The 22,798-nt window shown below is 65.3% G+C and carries 22 protein-coding genes; 10 read left to right on the top strand and 12 right to left on the bottom strand.

Annotated features, from left to right (window positions below; translation table 11 throughout):
• Positions 1–41 precede the first annotated feature (41 nt).
• The gene (locus WQQ_RS14820; RefSeq protein WP_040454579.1) at positions 42–857 is read left to right on the top strand and encodes a methyltransferase; all 816 of its coding nucleotides are present in this window, start codon (positions 42–44) and stop codon (positions 855–857) included.
• A gap of 73 nt (positions 858–930) precedes the next feature.
• Here WQQ_RS14820 and WQQ_RS14815 read toward each other — a convergent pair whose 3' ends face one another.
• Both WQQ_RS14815 and WQQ_RS14810 read right to left on the bottom strand, forming a co-directional pair.
• On the bottom strand, positions 931–1,221 hold the full coding sequence (locus WQQ_RS14815) for a hypothetical protein (protein ID WP_007186026.1): 291 nt from the start codon (positions 1,219–1,221) through the stop codon (positions 931–933).
• A gap of 161 nt (positions 1,222–1,382) precedes the next feature.
• Positions 1,383–2,276, bottom strand: coding sequence for a LysR family transcriptional regulator (locus WQQ_RS14810; protein ID WP_007186025.1), 894 nt, complete (start codon positions 2,274–2,276; stop codon positions 1,383–1,385).
• 102 nt (positions 2,277–2,378) lie between these two features.
• Here WQQ_RS14810 and WQQ_RS14805 point away from each other — a divergent pair, with 102 nt between their 5' ends.
• Positions 2,379–3,155 carry an NAD(P)H-dependent oxidoreductase gene (locus WQQ_RS14805; protein WP_007186024.1) on the top strand — a complete coding sequence of 259 codons (777 nt, stop codon included), beginning with the start codon at positions 2,379–2,381 and terminating at the stop codon, positions 3,153–3,155.
• Positions 3,156–3,164: 9 nt separating this feature from the next.
• Here the strand turns inward: WQQ_RS14805 and WQQ_RS14800 are convergent, their stop codons facing one another.
• On the bottom strand, positions 3,165–4,034 hold the full coding sequence (locus WQQ_RS14800) for a dienelactone hydrolase family protein (RefSeq protein WP_040454193.1): 870 nt from the start codon (positions 4,032–4,034) through the stop codon (positions 3,165–3,167).
• 101 nt (positions 4,035–4,135) lie between these two features.
• Positions 4,136–4,774 carry a hypothetical protein gene (locus tag WQQ_RS14795; RefSeq protein ID WP_007186022.1) on the bottom strand — a complete coding sequence of 213 codons (639 nt, stop codon included), beginning with the start codon at positions 4,772–4,774 and terminating at the stop codon, positions 4,136–4,138.
• A gap of 215 nt (positions 4,775–4,989) precedes the next feature.
• Here WQQ_RS14795 and WQQ_RS14790 point away from each other — a divergent pair, with 215 nt between their 5' ends.
• The gene (locus tag WQQ_RS14790) at positions 4,990–6,618 is read left to right on the top strand and encodes an ABC-F family ATP-binding cassette domain-containing protein (protein WP_007186021.1); all 1,629 of its coding nucleotides are present in this window, start codon (positions 4,990–4,992) and stop codon (positions 6,616–6,618) included.
• 12 nt (positions 6,619–6,630) lie between these two features.
• On the opposite strand, the gene WQQ_RS14785 is transcribed toward WQQ_RS14790, so the two are convergent.
• From WQQ_RS14785 to WQQ_RS14775, 3 genes are all read right to left on the bottom strand, one after another.
• Positions 6,631–8,562: a B12-binding domain-containing radical SAM protein gene (locus WQQ_RS14785; RefSeq protein ID WP_007186019.1), complete on the bottom strand. Its 1,932-nt coding sequence runs from the start codon at positions 8,560–8,562 to the stop codon at positions 6,631–6,633.
• 21 nt (positions 8,563–8,583) lie between these two features.
• Positions 8,584–9,483, bottom strand: a complete 900-nt coding sequence (locus WQQ_RS23140; protein ID WP_007186018.1) for an energy transducer TonB — start codon at positions 9,481–9,483, stop codon at positions 8,584–8,586.
• Positions 9,484–9,630: 147 nt separating this feature from the next.
• The gene (locus WQQ_RS14775; RefSeq protein ID WP_007186017.1) at positions 9,631–10,344 is read right to left on the bottom strand and encodes a GntR family transcriptional regulator; all 714 of its coding nucleotides are present in this window, start codon (positions 10,342–10,344) and stop codon (positions 9,631–9,633) included.
• 130 nt (positions 10,345–10,474) lie between these two features.
• On the opposite strand from WQQ_RS14775, the gene atzF reads away from it, so the two are divergent.
• The 7 genes from atzF (at position 10,475) to WQQ_RS14740 (ending at position 17,569) form a co-directional block, all read left to right on the top strand.
• Entirely contained in the window at positions 10,475–12,265 is a 1,791-nt protein-coding gene (gene atzF, locus WQQ_RS14770; RefSeq protein ID WP_007186016.1) for an allophanate hydrolase, read from the top strand.
• 123 nt (positions 12,266–12,388) lie between these two features.
• Complete coding sequence (locus WQQ_RS14765) at positions 12,389–13,078, top strand: cysteine hydrolase family protein (protein ID WP_007186015.1); 690 nt, start codon at positions 12,389–12,391, stop codon at positions 13,076–13,078.
• 59 nt (positions 13,079–13,137) lie between these two features.
• Complete coding sequence (locus WQQ_RS14760; protein ID WP_007186014.1) at positions 13,138–14,730, top strand: hypothetical protein; 1,593 nt, start codon at positions 13,138–13,140, stop codon at positions 14,728–14,730.
• A 107-nt stretch (positions 14,731–14,837) separates the two neighbouring features.
• A complete protein-coding gene (locus WQQ_RS14755; protein ID WP_007186013.1) occupies positions 14,838–15,653 on the top strand; it encodes an outer membrane protein OmpK in 816 nt (271 codons plus the stop codon).
• A gap of 46 nt (positions 15,654–15,699) precedes the next feature.
• Positions 15,700–16,383 carry a biuret amidohydrolase gene (gene biuH / locus WQQ_RS14750; RefSeq protein WP_040454192.1) on the top strand — a complete coding sequence of 228 codons (684 nt, stop codon included), beginning with the start codon at positions 15,700–15,702 and terminating at the stop codon, positions 16,381–16,383.
• A gap of 70 nt (positions 16,384–16,453) precedes the next feature.
• The gene (locus tag WQQ_RS14745) at positions 16,454–16,819 is read left to right on the top strand and encodes a cupin domain-containing protein (RefSeq protein ID WP_007186011.1); all 366 of its coding nucleotides are present in this window, start codon (positions 16,454–16,456) and stop codon (positions 16,817–16,819) included.
• Between the two features lie 81 nt (positions 16,820–16,900).
• Positions 16,901–17,569: a glutathione S-transferase family protein gene (locus WQQ_RS14740; protein ID WP_007186010.1), complete on the top strand. Its 669-nt coding sequence runs from the start codon at positions 16,901–16,903 to the stop codon at positions 17,567–17,569.
• A gap of 15 nt (positions 17,570–17,584) precedes the next feature.
• Here the strand turns inward: WQQ_RS14740 and WQQ_RS23135 are convergent, their stop codons facing one another.
• The 5 genes from WQQ_RS23135 to WQQ_RS14715 all read right to left on the bottom strand — a co-directional run bounded on the left by WQQ_RS23135 (position 17,585) and on the right by WQQ_RS14715 (position 22,795).
• Positions 17,585–17,959 carry a C40 family peptidase gene (locus tag WQQ_RS23135; RefSeq protein WP_157534701.1) on the bottom strand — a complete coding sequence of 125 codons (375 nt, stop codon included), beginning with the start codon at positions 17,957–17,959 and terminating at the stop codon, positions 17,585–17,587.
• Positions 17,960–18,394: 435 nt separating this feature from the next.
• Complete coding sequence (locus tag WQQ_RS14730; RefSeq protein WP_007186008.1) at positions 18,395–19,330, bottom strand: electron transfer flavoprotein subunit alpha/FixB family protein; 936 nt, start codon at positions 19,328–19,330, stop codon at positions 18,395–18,397.
• 161 nt (positions 19,331–19,491) lie between these two features.
• The gene (locus WQQ_RS14725; protein WP_040454190.1) at positions 19,492–20,238 is read right to left on the bottom strand and encodes an electron transfer flavoprotein subunit beta/FixA family protein; all 747 of its coding nucleotides are present in this window, start codon (positions 20,236–20,238) and stop codon (positions 19,492–19,494) included.
• Positions 20,239–20,369: 131 nt separating this feature from the next.
• Positions 20,370–22,043: an electron transfer flavoprotein-ubiquinone oxidoreductase gene (locus WQQ_RS14720; RefSeq protein WP_040454189.1), complete on the bottom strand. Its 1,674-nt coding sequence runs from the start codon at positions 22,041–22,043 to the stop codon at positions 20,370–20,372.
• A gap of 179 nt (positions 22,044–22,222) precedes the next feature.
• The gene (locus tag WQQ_RS14715) at positions 22,223–22,795 is read right to left on the bottom strand and encodes a phosphatidylglycerophosphatase A family protein (RefSeq protein WP_007186005.1); all 573 of its coding nucleotides are present in this window, start codon (positions 22,793–22,795) and stop codon (positions 22,223–22,225) included.
• Positions 22,796–22,798: the final 3 nt, after the last annotated feature.

Here is a 22,798-nt window from a genome sequence, read left to right as displayed (position 1 = left end):
GCTTGCGGCACAATCGCGCCTCGCCCGCGCCGACCCGTTCGATGCTGCTTATCACCTGCCCCGTCTGCCGCTCCCCACTCGAGCAGCACGCCCAAGTCTGGTCCTGTACCAATCGCCACAGTTTCGATGTGGCGCGCGAAGGCTACGTGAACCTGCTGCTCCCGCAGCAGAAGAACAGTCCATCACCCGGAGACAGCGCCGAAAGCCTGCGGGCGCGTCGCGCGTTTCTCGAGGCAGGACACTACGCTCCGCTGCGCAAGGCCCTCCACTCGCTCGCGGACGAACTCGGTGCGCGTCGCATTCTCGACCTCGGCTGTGGCGAGGGCTACTACACGAGTGCGCTCGGCGCTTCCGAAAGCGAAGTCGAAGTCGAAGTCGCCGGTCTCGACATCGCCAAGCCCGCGATCCAGCTCGCAGCCAGGCGGTATCGTGGCATTCGCTGGATAGTCGGCAGCGGGGCTTCACTGCCGTTCGCTGATCGGTCGCTCGATCTCGTCACCAATCTGTTCACGCAACTGCATGTAAGCGAGCTTCGCCGTGTCATCGAGCATGGCGGGCATCTCGTCATCGTCACGCCGGCCCCGGACCATCTCTGGAGCCTGCGCGCCGGTCTGTTCGAAACCGTGCAAGCGCACGAGCCCGAAAAATTCCTCGGCGAACTCGGAGACGGCTTCACACTCGATCGGCACCTGAACATCCGCAACGAACTCGATCTAGGCCAGCAGGCCTTGCGAGACCTGCTGGCGATGACCCCTTACGTCTGGAAGGCCCGCCCTGAAAGGCGAGCACGACTGGAAGCGTCTCCGGGGCTGCGCACTGCCGCGCACTTCACCGTGCTGGTCGTAAGGCGCTGCTGACGCCTCATCGACTGCAGCCGTAGCCTCGCGAGCCTCCACTCGGAATCCAACGATTCAATGCCGGTCGCAAACGCTAGACATTGCGCGATGTCCAGCCGGCGGGCTGGCGCCCCGGAAGCAGATCATCGGGCGCTCCGCCATCGGCCTCTTCCCGCTCGCGATCGGCCAGTGAACGCTGCGCGTCTTCGACGCCCTGCCGGGTCTGGCGAACTTCTCCCGGCATCGCACGCTGCTGCTGACGATGGAGCGAATGCGCCTGCTGTTGAGCCTGCGGCTGAGGGTTCTGCCGTGTCTGTTGCGACGATCGATTCGGTGGCGCCGGGTTGTCGGGCTGATTCGATCGCACGTTCTTCTGGTCGGCCATGAGAGTCCTCCTGGTTTTCCGAACAATGTTCCAACTGGATGAGTGCATGGGAGGAAGGGAGAGTCTGCCCATGCGAACTTTGGACTCCACGATCCGGCGCGCATTCCGTCGCCCTTCGGCCTTGTCTAATCGCTGCCCAAGCCCATTGCCTGTGAGCTGCTTCAAACAGAAGCCGCGATGAATTCACGCAGCCAGACGTGAGCCGGGTCCCGATGCGATCGCTCGTGCCAAAGCATGGCGATTTCGAAACCCGGCACTTCGATCGGGGGCTCCACCACGCGCAACCCGGGCGCCGTGCGAGCGAGGCGTTCCGGCAGCATGGCAACGAGATCGGTGGTCGCGAGCATGGCGCACAACAGCAGGAAATGCGGCACCGATGCGACCACGTTGCGCTGCAGGCCTAGAGCGGCCAGCGCCTGATCGGTCACTCCGCGAAAACCGCCGCCGTCCGGTGAGACCAGCGCATGGTCGAGCTTGCAGAATTGCGCCAGCGTCGGCTTGCGCCGCAGACGCGGATGACCGACACGGCCGGCCAGCACGTAGCGCTCCTTGTACAACACGCGCTGGCGAAGGCTGGCCGGCGCGTCGTGACGCGTGTGAAACGCGAGATCGATTTCGCGCTGCTCGGCCTGGCGTGCGATGCGGGCCGGATCGAGGCCAAGCACGGCCAGACTCGCCAGCGGAGCCGCAGCGCGCAGGGCCGGAAACAGCGGCAGCAGTAGTGTCGAGGCGGTGTAGTCCGATGCAGCAAGGCGCAAGGCATGACGCGCTTTTGCGGGGTCGAAGTTTGCGGCCGGTGCGACCACGGCTTCGAGCGCCTGCAAGGCTTCGCGCAAGGGCTCGCGCAGGGCATCGGCGTGCGCCGTCGGCCACATGCCACGCGGCCCCGGCAACAACAGCGGATCGTCGAACACCCGGCGCAGCTTGGCGAGCTGCACGCTCACGGAAGACTGTGTGAGGTTCAGGCGCCGCGCCGCGCGCGTCACGTTGTGCTCGATCAGCAGCGCATCGAGCGTCAGCAGCAGATTCAGGTCGAGACGGCGCAAGTTGTTCACGGGAATCGCCCCTGGCAATAGCGGATATTCACGATATTCATTTCCACTATACCGGCGACACGCCTAGCCTGGGACCCATCATTTCCTTTGAAGAGAGCCGCCATGAATGTACTGATCGTCTATGCCCATCCGGAGCCACGTTCGCTCAACGGCGCCCTGCGCGATTTCGCCGTGCGCCGATTGCAGGCAGCCGGACACCGCGTGCAGGTGTCCGATCTTTACGCCATGCGCTGGAATCCGCTGATCGGCACGCAGGACAGCCTCGCCTTCGAAGCGGGCCAACGCTTCGACGTTTCAATGGCCTCGAAGCAGGCTTATGAAAGCGGCACGCAGAGCGCCGACATCGCGGCCGAGCAGGATAAGCTGCGCTGGGCCGATATGCTGATCCTGCAGTTCCCGCTCTGGTGGTTCACGATGCCGGCGATCCTCAAGGGCTGGATCGATCGCGTGTACGCCTGCGGGTTCGCCTACGGCGTCGGCGAGCATTCGGACCGGCACTGGGGCGATCGCTACGGCGAAGGCCGTATGAGCGGCAAACGGGCGATGCTGATCGTCACCACCGGCGGCTGGGAATCGCACTACGCGTCGCGCGGCATCAACGGGCCGATCGACGATCTATTGTTTCCGATCCATCACGGCGTGCTGCATTACCCGGGCTTCAGCGTGCTGCCGCCGTATCTGGTTCATCGCGCGGGCCGCACGGACGCGGTGCGCTTCACTGCCATTTGCGAGGCACTCGGCGAACGGCTCGACAGCTTGGCGAGCACGCCGCCGATCGCATTCCGCCGCCAGAATTTCGGCGACTACGAGATTCCGGCGCTCACGCTGCGCGACGACGTGGCTCCGGGCCGCAGCGGCTTCGGAGCGCACGTCGAATGATCACGCGCGCTACGCGAGTGCGCGCTTGAACAGCGCGAGCTGGCGCGCCCAGGCCTTCTCGGCCTGATCGTGGTCGTAGACCGCCGCGTCGGTCGGGCACCAGCCGTGCTTGGTGCCCGCATAGACCTCGATCTCCGCGGGCAGCTTGGCCTTAGCGAAAGCCTCGCGCAGCGTGTTCTTCGCCTCGGGCTCCTTGGCGTCGTCGTTCTCGGCGATCGCGATCAGGAACTGCGCCTTGATGCCCGGAATCAGCAGGTGCGGGCTGTCGGGCTTGTCGGTCGCCAGGCCGCCGCCGTGGAAGGTGGCACCCGCTCCGATGCGCTCCGGAACCGCGGCCGCGGTCTGCACCACGAGCGGGCCGCCCATGCAGTAGCCGGTGGTGCCGATCTTGCGCCGGGTGTCGACCGCGCTCTGCTGATCGAGAAACGCGACGAAAGCCTGGGCATCGGTCTTCGCGGTCTGCGGGCTCAGGCTCGCGCGCAGGGCCAGCAGCGCTTCGCGCGTGGCCGGGTCGTTGAAGTCGGCATGCTCGGCCGCGGTCGGTGCACGCTTGGTGCGGTAGAACGGGTTGACCACGAGCACCGCGTAGCCCGACTCCGCGAGCCGCGTGGCCATCTCCTTGAACGCGGGGCGCAGGCCGAAGATATCGGGCCAGATCAGCACCGCCGGATGCTTGCCCTTGGCCGGATGCACGAAGTACGCGTCGGCGGTGCCATCCGGTGTCTTGATCTCGACCTCGCGGCCCTTGGTCTCGACCCCAGCCGCGATACCGGGCAGCGCAACGGACAGGCCCGCACCGAGCGCCGTCAGGCCGAAGCTGCGACGCGTGAGCCCCTGCTTGCGCCGCGCAAAATATTCGAGATCGTCGTTTTCGCACATCGATTCAATCCTCATCGTGTTCGGAATGCCCGGCGTGTTCGGGCGCCCGCGAACGGTAGCGTCATTCGCCCGAATTGGCACTACCGGTTCTGGTGCTAAGGCTATGCCTGCAGATAGTGGTCGAGCTCCCGGTGCATGTCGGCCCGCGCCGATGCCGTGCGGCATCGTTCGCCAGCGCTCGGGCCGGGGCGAATGCGCGCCGGGTTCGCGAGGCTCTTCGGGAATATCCAGTCGCGGAACATCACCGCCGAAAGAACGGACAGGAACACCGGCCGCACCATCAATTCGGGCGCAATCGCGGACTTGTCCTTCAGGCGCCCGCGCATCTGCTCTGCACCGTGCTCGGTGCCCGCGTCGTAGATCTCGGCCGCGACGAGCGATGTGAACATCTTCGAGTTGGTGCGGATGAACCTCTGCAGTTCGCTCGTGTACACGGCCTTCTGCTCGCTCATCTCTGCATCCGAAAGCGTGATCGGCTTGTGCGCGTCGATGAAACGAAGAAAGCGCTCGTCGAGCGGCTTGAAGATGGTTTCGCCAAACAGGTTCGACTTCGAGCCGTAGTAGCGGAACAGCTGAGCCTCGGTCGCCGCTGGCTCAGGCCGATCGCATCGAACACTGAACGATCGCCCAGAAACGTCTTGGGAATACCGCAGGCCAGTCGGGTCTGCGCCGTCAGCTTCAGCAAGGGCGCTATCGATGCGGATCGCTGCTCGCTCATGTCGCGCTGCCGTTTCTGTCATGCACCCCCGGCGCCCTGCGGTCGCTCGCATAGATAGTGCTCACTATCTTCAAGCGCGTTCGGCCGGCTAGTGAGCCGCATGCGGCCGGTCTACAATGCGGGCTCGCCACCAGTAACGAGGGTTTCGTCCGATGCGCCAGTAATGCCCACCGTGTGTTTCACGGTCGCCTTCCCTGCAATCCGCAGCGGAAGCCGCAGGCATGAACTGGAGCTCGCATGGCGAAGCCTTCGACGAATCACGTTTCGTTGACGCTGCACGGCGTCACCCATCAACTGCCCGACGGCAGCCTTCTTTTTTCCGATCTCGACGAGCGATTCGACGCCCGGCATACCGGCCTGGTCGGGCGCAACGGTGTCGGCAAGAGCGTGCTCGGGCGCATGCTCGCCGGCACGCTCGAGCCCAGCAGCGGACGCTGCCTGCGCATCGGCAAGGTGCGCCACGTCGCGCAACAGATCAGCATCGACAGCCAGCAGACCGTCGTCGATCTGGCCGGCCTGCGGCCGCTCTTCGACGCCCTGCGTCGCATCGAACGCGGCAGCACGGCGCAGCCGGATTTCGACATCGTCGGTGATCGCTGGAACATCCATCAGCAGCTGCAACAGGAGCTCGCGGCCAGCGGGCTCGAACATCTGGGCGCCGACACGCTCGCGAGCCGGCTCAGCGGCGGCGAAGCCATGCGGGTTGCGCTTTGCGGAGCCTTCCTTTCTGCAGCCGACCTGCTGATCCTCGACGAGCCGAGCAACCATCTCGATCGCGAGCATCGCAAGGCCCTGATCGACCGCCTGCGCCGATGGAGCGGCGGAATCATCGCGATCAGCCATGATCGCGCCCTGCTCGAATCGATGGATTGCATCGTCGAGCTGTCGAATCTCGGGCTCCAGCGCTATGGCGGCGGCTACACGTTCTATGCGCAAGCCAAGGCACAGGAGCGCGAGCAGGCACGGCAGCAGCTCGATCATCTCAAGGCCGAGAAGCGTCGCGAGGAACGCGAACTCGTGCAACAGCGCGAGCGCCTGGACCGGCGCCAGTCTCGCGGCGCCAGACAGGCGGCCACGGCGAATCAGGCCCCGATCCTGCTCGGCCTGCAGAAAAGTCGCAGCGAGAGCAGCGCGGCGCGAGCCCAGGCCCGCATCGAGGAATCGCGGCGGGCGGCTTCGCAGCGCGTGGCGCAAGCCGCACAGCGCCTCGAGGACGATGCAGAAGTAACGCTGCTGCTGCCCGAGGTCGATCGACATCTTCCGGACACGATCGTCGAGTTCGCGGCCGAACTCCCGCATGTCGCGGCGCGATACCGGCACATCGAATTCACGCTCAAAAAGGGGCAAAGGCTCGCATTGACCGGCCCCAACGGCAGCGGAAAATCGACGCTGCTCAAGCTGCTCGCGACTGACTCGCCACCCTCCGGCGCACGCCGCGTCATCTCGGTGAAGGCCGCTTATCTCGATCAAAGCCTGTCGCTGCTCGACTCCGGACGCAGCCTGCTCGAACAGATGCTCGCGCTCAACGCCACGTCGGACGAAGCGGACTTGCGCAGCCGCCTCGCCCTGCTCGGCCTCGACGAGCAAGGCATTCGGATTCCGGTGCGGTCGCTGAGTGGCGGCGAACGCCTCAAGGCCGCGCTGGCCCACGCTCTTTACACGGACGACCCGGCGAAACTGCTGCTGCTCGACGAGCCCGACAACCACCTCGATCTCGCCGCGATCCAGGCGCTGGAATCGCTGCTGCGGCAATATCGCGGCGCACTGATCGTGGTTTCGCACGACGAAACGTTTTTGAATCGCATCGGGCTCACGCATCGCCTCGACGCGAGCGAGGCCGGTTGGCGCACGAGCGCCTGGACCTGATCGGGTTAGCGCTCAGCCGGCTTCGAGTGCCGAAGCGATGAAGTCGACGCCGACCGTGGTCCTGGGCACCTTGACGCCGAACCAGCTGCGCACGTCCGCATCGAGCCCGATGCCGTGCATGTAGTTGTAGAGCGCCTTGTTGAGCGCGAGGCCGAGCGTGTCGTGATCGACGCCGGTCGGATCGATGAAGCCGATGTCGTTCTTCGCGAAGCCGCCGGGCGGCGGTGGCACGAGCGTGACACCGTATTCCTGCGGATTCTTGCCGACCGGCGAATGCACCGTGCAGGCGAAGCGATGGAAGAAGCCGGACTGCAGGCAACCCGCTTCGAACAGCTGGCGCACGTATTCGAGCGCATCGACGGTGTCCTGCACGGTTTGCGTCGGGAAGCCGTACATCAGGTAGGCATGCACGAGGATGCCGGCCTCCGAAAATGCGCGTGTCACGCGCGCGACCTGCTGCACCGAAACGCCCTTCTTCATGAGCTTGAGCAGGCGATCGGACGCCACTTCGAGCCCGCCCGACACCGCGATGCAGCCGCTTTGCGCAAGCAGTTCGCAAAGCTCGACGGAGAACGATTTTTCGAAGCGGATGTTGCCCCACCACGAAATCGAAACGCCGCGCCGGATCAGCTCGTTCGCGAGCGCCTTGAGCACTTTCGGCGGCGCGGCCTCGTCGACGAAGTGAAAGCCGGTCTGGCCGGTTTCGGCGACGATGGCCTCGATGCGATCGACCAGCACGCTCGCCGACGCGGCTTCGTAGCGCGAGATGTAATCGAGGCTGATGTCGCAGAAACTGCACTGCTTCCAGTAGCAGCCATGCGCGATCGTAAGCTTGTTCCAGCGGCCGTCCGACCACAGCCGGTGCATCGGGTTGAGCATGTCGAGCAGTGACAGATAGCCGTCGAGCGGCAGGCCGTCCCAGGTCGGCGTGCCGACTTCGTTGAACGGCACGTCGGGCTCGGCCGCGTTGACGTAGCGCACCACGCCCGCATCGTCGCGAACGAAGCTGCGAACGAGCCGGTCGCGCCCGCGCTCGCCATGCAGATGCTCGATCAGCGCGAGCAGCGGACGCTCGCCCGCATCGAGGCTCACGATGTCGACGTAGTCGAACACGCGCGGCTCGGCGAGCTCACGCAATTCGGTGTTGACGTAGCCGCCACCGAGCGAAATCACGATGTGCGGATGATGGGCCTTGATCGTCTGCGCGATCCGAAACGCCGCGTAGACCGCGCCCGGAAACGGAACCGAGAGCAGCACGAGCCGTGGCCGATGCCGCTCGATCGCATCGAGCGCGAGCGCCTGCAGGATCTCGTCGATCAGGTTCGGCTCGGCTGCGAGCGCGGCCGCGAGCGGATCGAAACTCGACTGGCTCTGCGCGAGCGATTCGGCATAGCGCACGAACTCGAAGCGCGGGTCGATCGCGTCGCGCACCACGTCGGCGAGATCGTTCAGATACAGCGTCGCGAGATGCCGCGCCCGGTCCTGCATGCCGAGCGCGCCGAAGGCCCAGGCCAGTGGATCGCCGCCTTCGTCATCGACGTAGACGTCGAGCGCCGAAAAGCGCGGCCCTTCGGGCAGAAAGCGACGGCTGGCGATGCGATGCGCGAGCGTGGAATCTCGGCCCTGCAGAAAACCGATCACGCTCTCGATGGTGGCCCGATAGCGCTCGAACTGCTCGCAGAAGTTCGCGATGGCGGCGGTCGGCTCGGTGTCTTCGTCGATGCGCTCGCGAATCGCGTCGAGCCCCGGCGCCGAGAACAGCTGCAGCACGAGCGCCAGCGCCAGATCCTCCTGCACCGCATCGATGCCGCGCGAGCGCAGAAAGCCGGTCAGATACGCCGTCGACGGATACGGCGTATTGAGCTGGGTCATCGGCGGAATGATCGCCAGCACGCGCAGCGCAGCGCGGTTCGATGACGAAGCGGACGATGCGCGCGTGGCCATGCGCGTGCGCCGACGCCGGCCCTACTTCTTCTTGGCCGGCGCCGACGGCGCAGGCGCGGCTTCGATCAGGCTCACGAACTCCGGATACAGGCGACGCAGATCGAACTCGCCGCCGACGGTGCGGCTGTTGAAAATCTGGCACTGCTCTTCTCTTTCGTCGCCCGCACTTTCGATGCTGGCAGCCTCGGTGGCCGCGCCCTGATCGATCAGCCCCTCGATCGCCGTGCGCGAGGCGGCTTCCTTCTCATCGGCCGCCTTGGCATCGTCGGCCTGGCGAAAACTCTTGAGCACGCTGGCCTGCAGCTGCACGGTGCGCTTCACGATCTCGTCGTTGCGCTGGTGCCACTGCAGCGCGGCTTGTTTGGCGTTGTCGGCAACCAGGCCGTCGAGTTTGGCGCAGCGGCTCGTCACCGCATCGATGCGCTTGCCGATGCCGCGCAGCTCGATGATGGCGCGCAGCTGATTGCGCGCCGCGATCTGCTCGGGCGTCGATTCATCGATGCGGAAGGTGTAGCGCAGCGCGTTCTGGCTCGCCACCGGCGCACCGTTCTTGGTCGCCGGGCTGAAGCGGCACTGCTTCATCGCCTCGACCGCTGCGGCGTCGAGCTGCGCGTTGCCCGAGGTTTGCTTGACGCTCACGTTTTCGACGCGCCCATCGATCGCGACCGAGATCGTCAGCAAGGCCGAGCCCTTGATGCCGGCGGCCTGCGCCTCGGGCGGATACACCGGCTGCGCGCAGGTGTCCGGAATCACGTGCGCCGGCTCGGACTCCGGATTGGCGGCCGACTTCAGCGGAGCCGCCGGACGCGGCCCCGCAGCCTCCGCGATGGCGGTCGCGAACGGCGACCAGGCCGTTGCGCCGAGCGCGAGACCGCAGAGGACGGGAGCAAAACGGCGGAACGAGGCAAATCGATGGGACATGGGTTGGACTGAGACTCGTGGAGGCACGCCGAAAGGGGCGATCGGGGCGTGAAAGCGCCCGGCATTTTGCCACCGACAGCCTGGTGGCGAGGGCTTTGCCGCGAAGTCGGCCGAGACAGCGCCCGGACGCAGCCGCCGAGCCGAGGACTAACCGACCGAGCGATCCCGCTGCAGCTGTCGCGCCTTGGCGCGCGCATGCGAGAGCTGCTCGAGCGTGATGGTCTTGGCGGCCTGCTGGCTGCGGCGGATGTGCTGCGTCAGCGCCTGCTGGGCCGCGATCGCATCGCGCTTGAGCAGGTGCTGGCAAACCGCGTGGTGCTCGATATAGGTGAGGTCGACGCGCATGTCCTTGGTGAAATCGAGCCGGCGGATGATGTGGATGCTGTGGTTCACGCGCTGCAGGTAATCGGCGAGTACGAAGTTGCCGCTGCCCTCGGCGAGCGCGATGTGGAAACCCTCGTCGCGTTCGGCCATCGCCTGCACGTCCTGCTCGTCGGTCGGCTGATATGCCGGGTCCCACTGCCGCGCGAGTTCCTTGAGCGCCCGATCCGGCATGTGCGTACAGGCCAGCTCGACGGCGCACATTTCCAGTGCGATGCGCACCTGGTAATGCTGGTCGATTTCCTCGATATCGATCTCACGGATGAAGCAGCCTTGCTTGGGCCGCACCGTCAGGTATCCCTCGAGTTGCAGTCGCTGCAGGGCCTCGCGCACCGGCGTGCGGCTGACCTTGAAGCGATCGGCCAGCTCGGTTTCGGTGACCCGCGAGCCCGGATACAGCTCGAAGCTCATGATCAGGGCCTTGAGCTGGCTGTAGATTTCCTGCGCCGAGCCGGCCCGGGCCGGGGTGGTGGAACTCATCGGTTTCCCTTTGCAGCTGTCATCCGAAGCCTCATTCGCGAGGCCTCATTGTAGGCGCTCGTCCGACGCTTGCATCCAAGCTTGGGCATATACGTTGCATACAACGTTATGCACCGATAAAGGAGAGCTCATGCGTAGCGCCGATGCCACCCCGGCCGTCGACCTGTCCCTGGCCTTTTTGCGCAGCGCCTACCGCCAAGGCTCGCTGACGCCGCGCCGGCTGCTGCACGAACTGCTGGCCCGTGCCCGGACGCTCAACGGGCACTATCACCTCTACATCCACCTGCTCGACGAAGCCGCGCTGGAACCTTACCTAGCCGCGCTCGAGGCACGCGACCCGGCCTCGCTGCCGCTCTACGGCGTTCCGTTCGCGATCAAGGACAACATCGACCTCGCGGGCGCGCCGACCACCGCCGCCTGCCCGACCTACGCCTACGCGCCCGAACGCTCCGCCAGCGTGGTGCAGCGCCTGATCGAACTCGGGGCGGTGCCGACCGGCAAGACCAATCTCGACCAGTTCGCCACCGGCCTCAACGGCCAGCGCTCGCCCTACGGCGGCTGCCCGAATCCGTTCCATGCCGATTATCCGAGCGGCGGCTCGAGCTCGGGCTCGGCGCTCGCGGTTTCGCTCGGGCTGGCGAGCTTTTCACTCGGCACCGACACCGCCGGTTCGGGCCGGGTACCGGCCGCGCTCAACGGCCTGGTCGGCTGCAAGCCGACGCGGGGATTGCTGTCAATCGAGGGCCTGGTGCCCTGTTGCCGCTCGCTCGACTGCGTGAGCATTTTCGCCCGGCAGGCAACCGAGGCCGCGGAACTGCTCGCACTGGCCGCGCAGCATCATCCCGAGCAGGCCTGGAGCCGCCACAACCCGGCCTGGAACGCCCGTCCGATCGGCGGGGCTCCAGCGCCGTTCCGCTTCGGCGTTCCGCGCGCCGGGCAATTGCAATGGCTCGGCTGCACGGAATCTCCGGCCTTGTTCGAGCGGGCCCGCGAGCGCCTGGAAGCGCTCGGCGGCTCGGCGGTCGAGGTCGATTTCCAGCCGTTTCTCGACGCCGCCACGCTGCTCTACGCCCCGGCCGGCACCGCCGAGCGCCAGGCCGGCTTCGGTGACTTCGTTGCAGCTCATCCGGACGAGGTGCTGCCGGTCATTCGGGAAGTGCTCGCGCCGGGAGCGCTGGCCAGCGCGGTCGACCGCGTGCGCTCGGACCAGCAGCTCGCCGAATTCAAGCGCCTCTGCGACCGAACGCTCGAGGCGCTCGACCTGATGCTGATCCCCACCATTCCGCGGGCCTGGACGCTGGCGCAGATCGAGGCCGAACCGGTGCTGCGCAACAGCGAGCTCGGGCTCTACACCAACTTCGTCAACCTGCTCGATTACGCCGCCGTCGCGGTGCCCGCAGGCCAACTCGGCAACGGCCTGCCCTGGGGCGTGACCCTGCTCGGCCGCGCGTTTACCGATCAGTACCTGCTCGGGCTCGCAGCCGCGTTCCAACAGCCGAAAGCCATCGCCGGCAGCGCGCGGCCGGGCGATCGCATGCGCGTGGTCGTTTGCGGGGCGCACCTGCAAGGTCTGGCGCTCAATCATCAGCTCGTCGAGCGTGGCGGCCGGCTCGTGCGGGCCACGCACAGCGCGCCGAACTACCGGCTCTACGCGCTGCCCGGCGGCCCGCCGCAGCGACCCGCGATGGTGCGCGCGGCCGACGGCGTGGCGATCGAAGTCGAAGTCTGGGAACTGCTGAGCACCGAAATGGGCTCGCTGCTCGCCGCGATCGGCGCGCCGCTAGGGCTCGGCAAGGTGGTGCTGGCCGACGGCACGCTCGAGACCGGCTTCATTTGCGAGCACGGCGCCCTCGCCGGAGCCGAGGACATCAGCGTCCACGGCGGCTGGCGCGCCTGGCTCGCGACGCAGGCCCGCACTTAAAACCGTCGTGAATCAGACAGCTGGGGAAATCTTGTTTTCTTTGTTGCATGCAACGATGAGTTCAGGCATGGATACTGCATTTTCAGTGACTCCAGGCGTATCGGCGCCACGCGGAGTCGCAGCATGAGCACGGCCCCCATTCAATCCAAGGTCCGCGTCATCCAGGCGCAGCCCTACGAGCTGGCCTTCGAGCCGGCCAGCACAGCGCTGCTGATCATCGACATGCAGCGCGATTTCATCGAGCCGGGCGGCTTCGGGGCCATGCTCGGCAACGACGTTTCGCTGCTGCGCCGGGCGATCGAGCCGATCGGCGCCCTGCTTTCCGCGTTCCGCGAGGCCGGCCTGCTCGTGCTGCATACGCGCGAAGGCCATCGGCCCGATCTGTCCGATGCCCCGCCGAGCAAGCTCGCACGCGGTCGCGGCGAGACCAAAATCGGCGACGTCGGCCCGATGGGCCGCATCCTGATTCGCGGCGAAGCCGGGCACGACATCATTCCGGAGCTGTATCCGCTCGCCGGCGAGCCGGTGATCGACAAGCCCGGCAAGGGCTCGTTCTGCCAGACCGATCTCGAGCTGATCCTCAAGAACCGCGGCATCAAGACGCTGATCGTCTGCGGCGTGACGACCGAGGTCTGCGTGCACACCACCGTGCGCGAAGCCAACGACCGCGGCTTCGAATGCCTGGTCCCGGCCGATTGCGCGGCCTCGTATTTCCCGGACTTCCACGAAACCGCGCTGCGCATGATCGCCGCGCAGGGCGGCATTTTCGGCTGGGTATCGGATTCGGCGAGCGTGATCGCGGCTTTGAGTTGAGGCGCGACGAGACCACACGAAACACGGCGGCAATTGCGGCAATCAACAGGGGGCAGCACATGAGCACTGCAACAGCGGCATTCAAGCCCAAGGTCTGGGTTCCGGGCGACTGGAACGCCTTCTTCGGCTTCGGCACCAACATTCTCGTCAACCTGCTCACGCTCACGGCGCTCATGCGCTACGTGCTCAAGCTGCCGGACGACCTCATCTTTGGACGCATCCTGCCGGCGACCGGCCTGATGCTGTTCCTGTCGACCGTCTACTACGCCTGGCTCGCCTACAAGCTTGCGCAGAAGACCGGCCGCAGCGACGTCTGCGCTTTGCCCTCGGGCATCAGCGTGCCGCACATGTTCGTCGTCGTCTTCGTGATCATGATGCCGATCGCCGCGAGCGCCGGTGACCCGATCAAGGGCTGGGAAGCGGGCCTCACCTGGGTTTTCGTGCAAAGCTTCGTGCTCATGGTCGGCGGCTTCGTCGCCCCGTGGATCAAGAAGATCACGCCGCGCGCCGCCTTGCTCGGCGCGCTCGCGGGCGTGTCGATCGCCTTCATCTCGCTGCGTCCTGCGCTCGACATGTACATGGACCCGGTGATCGGCATCGTCTGCTTCGCGATCCTGCTCGCGAGCTGGTTCGGCGGCGTGCGCTACTTCAAGGGCATTCCGGCCGGGCTCGTCGCGATCGCGGTCGGCTCCGCGATCGCCTGGGGCGGGCTCGCGCTGGGCTACAACTTCGGCGGAATGAGCATCGCCAAGCTCGGCGATTCCTTCGCGAGCTTCGGCTTCAGCTTTCCGCTGCCGGTGTTCGGCCACGTGTTCGGCGGCTTCGAATACCTGGGCGTGATCCTCGTCACCGCGATTCCGTTCGGCATCTACGATCTCGTCGAGGCGATGGACAACGTCGAATCGGCCGAAGCCGGCGGCGATCACTACCCGACCACGCGCGTGCTGACGGCCGACGGCGTCGTGAGCCTGATCGGCTGCCTGCTCGGCAATCCATTCATCAACGCGGTCTACATCGGCCATCCGGGCTGGAAGGCGATCGGCGGACGCATCGGTTATTCGGCCGCGACCGGCGTGATGGTGCTCGTGCTGTCGTGGTTCGGCATTCTCGCGCTGATGATGGCACTGATTCCGGTCGTCGCGATCTCGCCGATCCTGCTCTACATCGGCATGCTGATCGGAGCGCAGGCCTTCCAGGAAACACCCAAGAGCCATGCGCCCGCGGTGATCCTGTCGCTGATTCCGCAGGTCGCCGGCTGGGGCAAGCTGATGATCGACAACGCGCTCGGCGCGGCCGGCACCAATGCGGCGACGGTCGGCATCGACAAGCTCGCTGGAATGGGCGTGCTCTATCACGGGCTCGAACTACTCGGTGGCGGCGCGATCCTTGGCAGCCTGATCCTCGCGGCGATCGCGGCCTGCATCATCGATCGCGCCTTCGCCAAGGCCGCGGGCTTCGCAATCGCGGGCGCAGTGCTGACCTTCTTCGGCTTCATGCACAGCGAGGCGATCGGAGTGATGAAGACGCCGCTCGTGGCCCTGAGCTATCTCGGCGTGGCCGGCGTGCTTTACGGCTGCGCGCGCTATGCGCTGCCGATGGCGTTCAAGCCCAGGCCGCAGGACGCGGTGCCGGGCGGCGAAGCCGCTTTGTGATGCGGCACGCGCTGACGATTTAAACCTTCCTTCCATTGACGCTATCTCGCTCCCTGATGGGAGCGACGGTGGCGGCTTGCCCGAATTCCACCTGGAGCCTTCCTTTCATGTTTTCCAAACGCTTTGCGTTCTCCATCGCCGCGACGCTGCTCGCACTCGCAGCGCCCGCAGCCCACGCCGGCAGCGCCATCTTCGGCACCACCAACGTGCAGTATCTCTACGGCACCACCTATGCCGATTTCAACGACGACTTCAGCGGCTACGTCGACGACGACAAGGCCAGCATCATCACGATCGAACACTTCGACGTCTGGAAATATGGCGACAACTTCTTCTTCGTCGACATCACCAACCCCGATCGCGAAGGCGACCGCTTTGCGAGCGCCGACAAGGGCACCGGCGCCTACTACGCAGAACTGTCTCCGAGGCTTTCGATCGGCAAGATTCTCGGCACGCCACTGGCCTTCGGTCCGATCGTCGATTTCCTGATTACGACGACGCTAGAAATTCCGGGCAACGGCGTCGAGCAGACGTATCTCTACGGCCTCGCGGCGGATCTCAAGATTCCGGGCTTCCAGTTCTTCCAGTTCAACTGGTATCTGCGCAATGCGCAGGATTCGGAACTCAAGACCGGTCAGCAGATCACGCTGGCCTGGGGCGCTCCGTTCAAGATCGGTAGCGTCGCGTTCTCGTTCGAAGGCTTCTTCGACTACGCCTGGGGGGAAGACCCGAAGACGCCGGGCGGCAGCTACCAGGACAACATCATCACCGCGCCGCGCTTTCTGATCGACGTGGGTTCGATCTTCGGCAAGCCCGGTAACTTCCAGGCCGGCGTGGAGTACCAGATCTGGCGCAACAAGTACGGCATCGACGGCATGGACGAAGACGTCGCCCAGGCGATGGTCAAGTGGATCATCCAATGAGGCGCGCTTGTTGCTGCTGCTTCGTCAACGTCAGGAGAACGCGCGCATGACCGAACGCACCATCGATGCCGAGCCCTACCGCTGGCCCTACAACGGCGACCTGCGTCCGCAGAACACCGCGCTGGTCATCATCGACATGCAGACCGATTTCTGCGGCGTCGGTGGCTACGTCGACAAGATGGGCTACGACCTCTCGCTCACGCGCGCCCCGATCGAGCCGATCAAGCGCGTGCTGACGCGCTTTCGCGAGCTCGGCTTTCACGTCATCCACACGCGCGAAGGCCATCGGCCCGACCTCTCCGACCTGCCCGCGAACAAGCGCTGGCGCTCGCGGCAGATCGGCGCGGGCATCGGCGACCCGGGACCTTGCGGGCGCATCCTGGTTCGCGGCGAACCGGGCTGGGACATCATCGAAGAGCTCTATCCGCTGCCCGGCGAGCCGATCATCGACAAGCCCGGCAAGGGCAGCTTCTGCGCAACCGATCTCGAACTGATGCTGCGCGTGAAGGGCATCGACAACATCGTGCTGACCGGCATCACCACCGACGTCTGCGTGCACACGACGATGCGCGAAGGCAACGATCGCGGCTTCGAATGCGTGCTGCTCGCGGACTGCTGTGGAGCCACCGACTACAACAATCACCTGGCGGCGCAGCAGATGATCAAGATGCAGGGCGGCGTGTTCGGCGCGGTGTCGAATTCGGAGGCCCTGCTCGCCGCGCTCGCGTGAGGCTGGCCATAGCGGCTCGGGTGTTGCATCGTTCCAGGCTGATTCTTCCCCAGCATCAGCACGGAGCGCGATGACTTCACCTGTTCCAGTGGCCCCGATCGTACTGAACGGCCTGTTCGACGCATCCGCCAATCTGCCCGCGGACGGCTGGAAGCCGTTCCACACCGGCATCGATTGCTATCCGATCTACGAAACGGCCGATGGCGGCCCCGCCGCGATGCTGCTGCGCTACGCGCCCGGCGCGACGGCGCCTGCGCATCGTCACCAGGGCTACGAGCATATCTTCGTGCTGTCGGGCAGCCAGACCGACGAGCGCGGACGGCACGAGGCCGGCAGCTTCATGGTGCACGGCGAAGGCACCGACCATCACGTGCACAGCGAGGACGGCTGCGTAGTGCTCGCGATCTGGGAGCGGCGCGTGTGCTTTCTGCCGTAGCGGCCTGCCCTGGACCACCACGGGTTTGCATCGGCTCGCAGCCGACGCATCATGCGGGCAAGCCGAGAGCAGGAGACTCCGATGGCCTCGCCGCAGCTGAAACTCTATGCGCACCCGTTTTCATCCTACTGCCAGAAAGCGCTGATCGCGCTCTACGAAAACCACACGCCGTTCGTGTTCAAGGAACTCGCCATCGGCGATCAGGCCGCGTCCGACGAACTCGGACGGCTCTGGCCGATCAAGCGCTTTCCGGTGCTCGTCGACGGCGACAAGGTGGTGCCCGAGGCCACCATCATCATCGAGCGGCTCGACGCGCTGTATCCGGCCCCGGTGCGCTTCATTCCGGACGATGCGGAGGCCGCGCTCGACGTGCGCTTTCTGGATCGCTTCTTCGATCATTACATTCACACGCCGTCGCAGAAAATCGTGTTCGATGCGATTCGCGAGCCGAATCGGCGCGATGCTCAAGGCGTGGAAGAAGCGCGTGCGATGCTCGAACAATCCTACGCCTGGCTCGATGCGCACATGGCCGGGCGCGAGTGGGTTTCGGGCGAGCGCTTCACGCTGGCCGATTGTTCGGCCGCGCCGTCTCTGTTCTATGTCGACTGGGTGCACAAGATCGACGCGCGCTTCGCGAACGTGCTCGCCTATCGCCAGCGCCTCAACGCGCGGCCGTCGTTCGCACGCGCGATCGATGAGGCACGGCCGTATCGGCAGTACTTTCCGCTCGGGGCGCCCGAGCGCGATTGACCTCGCGATAGAGGCTCAGATCAGCCGGCGCACCGAAACGAGTCGCCGATTCCAGTCGCTGTTGAGTCGCGTGCGCGTCACCTGCTGAGCGTTCGGCGAGGCGTGCACGATCTCGTTGTTGCCCGCGTACATCGCCACATGCAGACGATTGCGGTTCCAGCGATAGAACAGCAGATCGCCCGGACGAAGACTCGCGCGATCGACCTTCTCGCCGATCTTGGCGAGTTCGCGCGTGGTACGCGGCAATTCGAGCCCGGCGACGCGGAAAGCCTTTTGTACTAAAGCGGAGCAGTCGATGTCATCGTAGGAATCGCCGCCCAGGCGATACGGCGTGCCGACGAGCGCGTCGGCCGTCGATAACACCAGGCGCATCGCCACGCTGTTGGCCACGTCTTCGGCGACCTCCAACCTGACGGGTGGCTCATGCTCACCGCGAGAAGGATTTTCGATCGGTCGGAATTCGAGCGATTCTGCGAGCTTGAGGCTCGCTTTCGCATCAAACGACTGCGCTTGCGATTCCAGCGAAAGCAAGGCACAGCCGATCAGTAGGATTGATCGGATCAGTGTCGAAAGCATTTTTTATTGGATTGGCGCTGAGCAATCACGCCCTCGCGCCCCATGGTGAGCGAGCGAGAAGACAGTCCTGAGAAGGCTCAGTCAAACACGCATGGAGCTTGATGCAAGCTCCGGACCGATCAAGGGAGAAATCGCAGCGATGAACGGCGACTGACCTCCTGGGTCCAAACTTATTTCGGCATCCATGCCAAGAAACGCAAAAGCCGCACCGGTGCAAAGCCCGGTGCGGCTCGCGACTTCAGAAGCTGCTTAGACCTTGCTCTGCAACTCCGGCACGACCTGGAACAGATCGCCGACGAGGCCGAAATCGGCCACTTCGAAGATCGGCGCTTCGGCGTCCTTGTTGATCGCCACGATCGTGCGGGCGTCCTTGATACCGGCCAGATGCTGGATCGCGCCCGAGATACCGATCGCGAAGTACAGTTCCGGCGCGATGATCTTGCCGGTCTGGCCGACCTGCAGATCGTTCGGCACGTAGCCCGAGTCCACAGCCGCACGGCTCGCACCGACGGCCGCGCCGATCTTGTCGGCGAAGTCGTAGATGACCTTGAAGTTGTCGCTGCTGCCGAGTGCGCGTCCACCCGAAACCACCTTGTTGGCGGCCTGCAGGTCGGGGCGTTCGGACTTCTGCGCTTCGAGCTTCACGAAACGCGTGTGCGTCGGCAGCGCGGCGCTCGTGCTGGCGGCTTCGACTGCGGCGCTGCCGGTGGCAGCGACCGCCGTGAACGAGGCCAGACGCACGGTGGCGACGATCGCCGGGGCAGCCGGAGCTTCCACCGTGACGATCGCGTTGCCGGCGTAGGTCGGACGATCGAAGCTGGTGGCGCTGTGCGCCACCATGACGTCCGAGATCTGCTGCACGCCGAGCTTGGCCGACACGCGCGGGGCGGTGTCCTTGCCGAAGGCGGTGCCCGGGAACAGCACGTGGCTGTAGCCGGCCGCGAGTTCGACGATCTGCGGGGCGTAGGTCGCCGCGAGGATGTCCTTGTTCTCGGCGCGCTCGACCTTGAGCACCTTGCTGACGCCGTCGAGCTTGGCGGCTTCGTCCGCCGGGCCGGCGACGTCGGCGCCGAACAGCGCCACGACCACTTCGCCACCGATCTGCTTGGCGGCCGCCACGACCTTGGCGACGCCCGAGTTCAACTTACCGTCGGCGATTTCGCCGATGACCAGAATCTTGCTCATGCTTTCTCTCTATCCAGTTTGGGAAACTTCGTTCAAGCGTTGCGAGCGATGGCAGATCGTGCGAGGACGGAGCGGAGGAACCGGAGCGTGCTGATGGCACGTGAGGATTCCGAGCACCGCCCTCGTGCGAGATGCCGAGCGCAGTAGCTTGGGCGAAGTTTCTACAGCAGGCCTTTGCCCTTGAGTGCCGAGACGAGTTCGTCGACCGACTTCACCACGATGCCCTTGCTGCGCTTGGGCGGAGCGGCGGTCTTGGTGGCCTTCAGCGCGGCGGCCTTCTCGACGCCGAGGTCGGCGAAGCTGACCGTTTCGATCGGCTTCTTCTTGGCCTTCATGATGTCCGGCAGCTTCAGGTAGCGCGGCTCGTTGAGGCGCAGGTCGGTGGTGATGACGGCCGGCAGGTCCACTTCGAGCGTCTCGAGGCCGGCGTCGACTTCGCGCGTCACCACGGCCTTGCCCGCTTCGAGCTCGACCTTGCTGGCGAACGTCGCCTGGGCGATGTCGAGCAGCGCGGCGACCATCTGGCCGGTCTGGTTGGCGTCGTCGTCGATGGCCTGCTTGCCGGCCAGGAACACGTCCGCGCCTTCCTTCTTGAGCACTGCGGCGAACGCGCGCGCGGCCGACAGCGGCTGCACTTCGCCTTCTTCCTTGATGTGGATGGCGCGATCCGCGCCGAACGCCAGCGCCGAACGCAGCGTTTCTTCGTTCTTGGCGCCACCGATCGTCACCGCGACGATCTCGGTGATCTTGCCCTTCTCACGCAGACGAACCGCTTCTTCCATCGCGATTTCGTCGAACGGGTTCATCGAGTGCTTGACGCCATCCGTCACCACACCGCTGCCATCCGACTTCACCTGCACGCGGACGTTGTAGTCCACCACTCGCTTCACGCTCACCAATGCTTTCATTCTGTCTCTCGCTCGGCTTCAAAGTTTCTGGGGTCAGGCGCTCATGCATCCTCCGAGCGCCTTTCACCTTCATTGCGTCAGTCCTCCCGGCAAAGCCGGGGGATTACCCACTGATCTACGGCTATGGAAACCTACATGTTGGCGTAATTGGGTCCGCCAGTCCCTTCGGGCGCCACCCAGACGATGTTCTGGGCCGGGTCCTTGATGTCGCAAGTCTTGCAGTGCACGCAGTTCTGCGCATTGATCTGAAAGCGCTTGCCACCCGTCGGAGCGGTCACCACTTCGTAGACGCCGGCCGGGCAATAGCGCTGCGCGGGCTCGTCGTACTTGGGCAGGTTCTGGTCGATCGGGATCGACGGATCCTTGAGCTTGAGGTGAACCGGCTGGTCTTCCTCGTGATTCGTGCTCGACAGGAATACCGACGACAGCTTGTCGAACGACAGCTTGCCGTCCGGCTTCGGGTAGATGATCTTCTCGGAATCCTTGGCGAGCTTGAGCGTCTCGTGGTCCTTCTTGAGATCGCGTAAGTGCCAGGGCGCCTTGCCGCCGAAGATGTTCTGCTCGATCCAGTTGATGGTGCCGCCGATCAGCGCACCGAACTTGTGGATCGCGGCTCCGAAGCTGCGGCTCTTGTAGAGCTCCTCGTAGAGCCAGCTGGCCTTGAACTTCTCCGGATAGTTGGTCAGCAGGTCGGCGCCTTCCGAACCCGCCTGGAGCTTCTCGGCGATCGCCTCGGCCGCGAGCATGCCCGACTTCATCGCCGTGTGGCTGCCCTTGATCTTGGCGAAGTTGAGCTTGCCGGCATCGTCGCCGATCAGCGCGCCGCCCGGGAACACCAGCTTGGGCAGCGAGTTGAGGCCGCCCTTGACGATCGCGCGCGCACCGTACGAAAGCCGCTTGCCGCCTTCGAGATACTTGGCGGCGACCGGGTGGTGCTTGAAGCGCTGGAACTCGTCGAACGGCGACAGGTACGGATTGGTGTACGACAGATCGACGATCAGGCCGACGACCACCTGGTTGTTCTCGAGGTGATACAGGAACGAGCCGCCGGTGCTGTCGGTGCCGAGCGTCTGCAGCGGCCAGCCCGCGCCGTGCACGACCAGGCCGAGTTCATGCTTGCTGGGGTCGATTTCCCAGAGCTCCTTTAGACCAATGGCGTAGTGCTGCGGATCGGCTTCGCTGGCAAGCTGGTACTTCTCGATCAGGCGCTTACCGAGATGACCGCGGCAACCTTCGGCGAACAGGGTGTACTTGGCGCGCAGCTCCATGCCGGGCGTGTAGACGCCCTCCTTGGGCTCGCCGTTGTGGCCGACGCCGAGATCGCCGATCTGCACGCCACGAACCGCGCCGTCTTCGATGATCACTTCCTGGGCCGCGAAGCCCGGATAGATTTCGACGCCCAGGCCTTCGGCCTGCGTGGCGAGCCAGCGGCAGAGATTGCCGAGCGAGATGACGTAGTTCCCATGGTTGTGCATGGGCGTCGGGATCATGAAGTCGAGGAAGCGGAACGACTTCTGCGGGCTGTAGAAGAAATGCAGCTCGTCGCGCTTGACCGGCGCGTTGAGCGGAGCGCCGAGCTCCTTCCAGTTCGGGAGCAGCTCATCGAGCGCGCGCGGCTCGAACACCGCACCCGAGAGGATGTGAGCGCCGACCTCGGAGCCCTTCTCGACAAGGCAGACGTTGATTTCCTGGCCATTTTTCTCGGCCAGCTGCTTCAGACGGATCGCCGCCGACAGGCCCGACGGGCCACCGCCGACGATGACGACGTCGTACTCCATTACGTCCCGCTCAACGGGCTCTGACATTGCTTACTCCAAAAGGACTCGATATCTGGGACCGCCCCGATCGATACGCGGGACGCCTGGCGTAATCCGCAAGTCGTCCATTATCCCATCGCCTTCGGGCCCAGGCCAAGGTCTTGCGGCGCCACGGATCGTGGGCGCTTAAAACAGTATCCTATCGAAATCCGCATTCACTGCTTCGGCTACAGCGGCGGAGCCCCGCGCAGCAGCCACAGCGCGGCTGTCCCGATCAGCGCCACGAACAGGCCGGCCAGCACGTCGTCGAGCATCACCCCGAGCCCGCCGTGAACCTGGCGGTCGAACCAGCCGATCGGCCAGGGTTTGACGATGTCGAAGACCCGGAACAGCCCAAAGGCGATCGGCAGGCCGACCCAGACGCCCGGTTCCCAGAAGCCGAACCAGGCCACCAGCGGGGCCGCGGCAAGCAGGAAGCCGACGATCTCGTCGAACACGAAGCCCGGGTAATCCTCGACCTGCAGCAGCCGCGCGCTCTCCCCGCAGGCCCAGCAGCCGAGCACGAACAGGGCAAGACAGAGCGCCGCATAGGCGTAGAACGGCAGCGCCGAGGCGAGCAGGAAAATCGGCACCGCGGCGAGCGTGCCCCAGGTTCCGGGCGCGTGGCGCGCGAGCCCGGAACCGAAGCCGAAGGCGATCAGGTGGACCGGCGTGCTCAGGATCAAGGCGGCGGGCGGGCGCGGAATGGCCTGCTGCTTGAGGCGCTGGCGCTGGGCCGCGCCGGGCTTGTTCGGGGTCATTGA

It is taken from the genome of Hydrocarboniphaga effusa AP103, from assembly GCF_000271305.1.
GTDB classification, from domain to species: Bacteria; Pseudomonadota; Gammaproteobacteria; order Nevskiales; family Nevskiaceae; genus Hydrocarboniphaga; species Hydrocarboniphaga effusa.
The sequence above is the reverse complement of the archived record's forward strand: the minus strand, read 5'-3'. Positions and strand labels throughout refer to the sequence as shown.

Bases quoted from the DNA above. Each gene is read 5' to 3' on its own strand.
- WQQ_RS14815 (WP_007186026.1), bottom strand. From the start codon at position 1,221: ATGGCCGACCAGAAGAACGTGCGATCGAATCAGCCCGACAACCCGGCG.
- WQQ_RS14760 (WP_007186014.1), top strand. From the start codon at position 13,138: ATGAGCACTGCAACAGCGGCATTCAAGCCCAAGGTCTGGGTTCCGGGC.
- WQQ_RS14775 (WP_007186017.1), bottom strand. From the start codon at position 10,344: ATGAGTTCCACCACCCCGGCCCGGGCCGGCTCGGCGCAGGAAATCTAC.
- WQQ_RS14765 (WP_007186015.1), top strand. From the start codon at position 12,389: ATGAGCACGGCCCCCATTCAATCCAAGGTCCGCGTCATCCAGGCGCAG.
- atzF (WP_007186016.1), top strand. From the start codon at position 10,475: ATGCGTAGCGCCGATGCCACCCCGGCCGTCGACCTGTCCCTGGCCTTT.
- WQQ_RS14745 (WP_007186011.1), top strand. From the start codon at position 16,454: ATGACTTCACCTGTTCCAGTGGCCCCGATCGTACTGAACGGCCTGTTC.
- biuH (WP_040454192.1), top strand. From the start codon at position 15,700: ATGACCGAACGCACCATCGATGCCGAGCCCTACCGCTGGCCCTACAAC.
- WQQ_RS14730 (WP_007186008.1), bottom strand. From the start codon at position 19,330: ATGAGCAAGATTCTGGTCATCGGCGAAATCGCCGACGGTAAGTTGAAC.
- WQQ_RS14755 (WP_007186013.1), top strand. From the start codon at position 14,838: ATGTTTTCCAAACGCTTTGCGTTCTCCATCGCCGCGACGCTGCTCGCA.
- WQQ_RS14740 (WP_007186010.1), top strand. From the start codon at position 16,901: ATGGCCTCGCCGCAGCTGAAACTCTATGCGCACCCGTTTTCATCCTAC.
- WQQ_RS14720 (WP_040454189.1), bottom strand. From the start codon at position 22,043: ATGTCAGAGCCCGTTGAGCGGGACGTAATGGAGTACGACGTCGTCATC.
- WQQ_RS14795 (WP_007186022.1), bottom strand. From the start codon at position 4,774: ATGACAGAAACGGCAGCGCGACATGAGCGAGCAGCGATCCGCATCGAT.
- WQQ_RS14725 (WP_040454190.1), bottom strand. From the start codon at position 20,238: ATGAAAGCATTGGTGAGCGTGAAGCGAGTGGTGGACTACAACGTCCGC.
- WQQ_RS14800 (WP_040454193.1), bottom strand. From the start codon at position 4,034: ATGTGCGAAAACGACGATCTCGAATATTTTGCGCGGCGCAAGCAGGGG.
- WQQ_RS14805 (WP_007186024.1), top strand. From the start codon at position 2,379: ATGAATGTACTGATCGTCTATGCCCATCCGGAGCCACGTTCGCTCAAC.
- WQQ_RS23140 (WP_007186018.1), bottom strand. From the start codon at position 9,483: ATGTCCCATCGATTTGCCTCGTTCCGCCGTTTTGCTCCCGTCCTCTGC.
- WQQ_RS14820 (WP_040454579.1), top strand. From the start codon at position 42: ATGCTGCTTATCACCTGCCCCGTCTGCCGCTCCCCACTCGAGCAGCAC.
- WQQ_RS14715 (WP_007186005.1), bottom strand. From the start codon at position 22,795: ATGACCCCGAACAAGCCCGGCGCGGCCCAGCGCCAGCGCCTCAAGCAG.
- WQQ_RS14785 (WP_007186019.1), bottom strand. From the start codon at position 8,562: ATGGCCACGCGCGCATCGTCCGCTTCGTCATCGAACCGCGCTGCGCTG.
- WQQ_RS14790 (WP_007186021.1), top strand. From the start codon at position 4,990: ATGGCGAAGCCTTCGACGAATCACGTTTCGTTGACGCTGCACGGCGTC.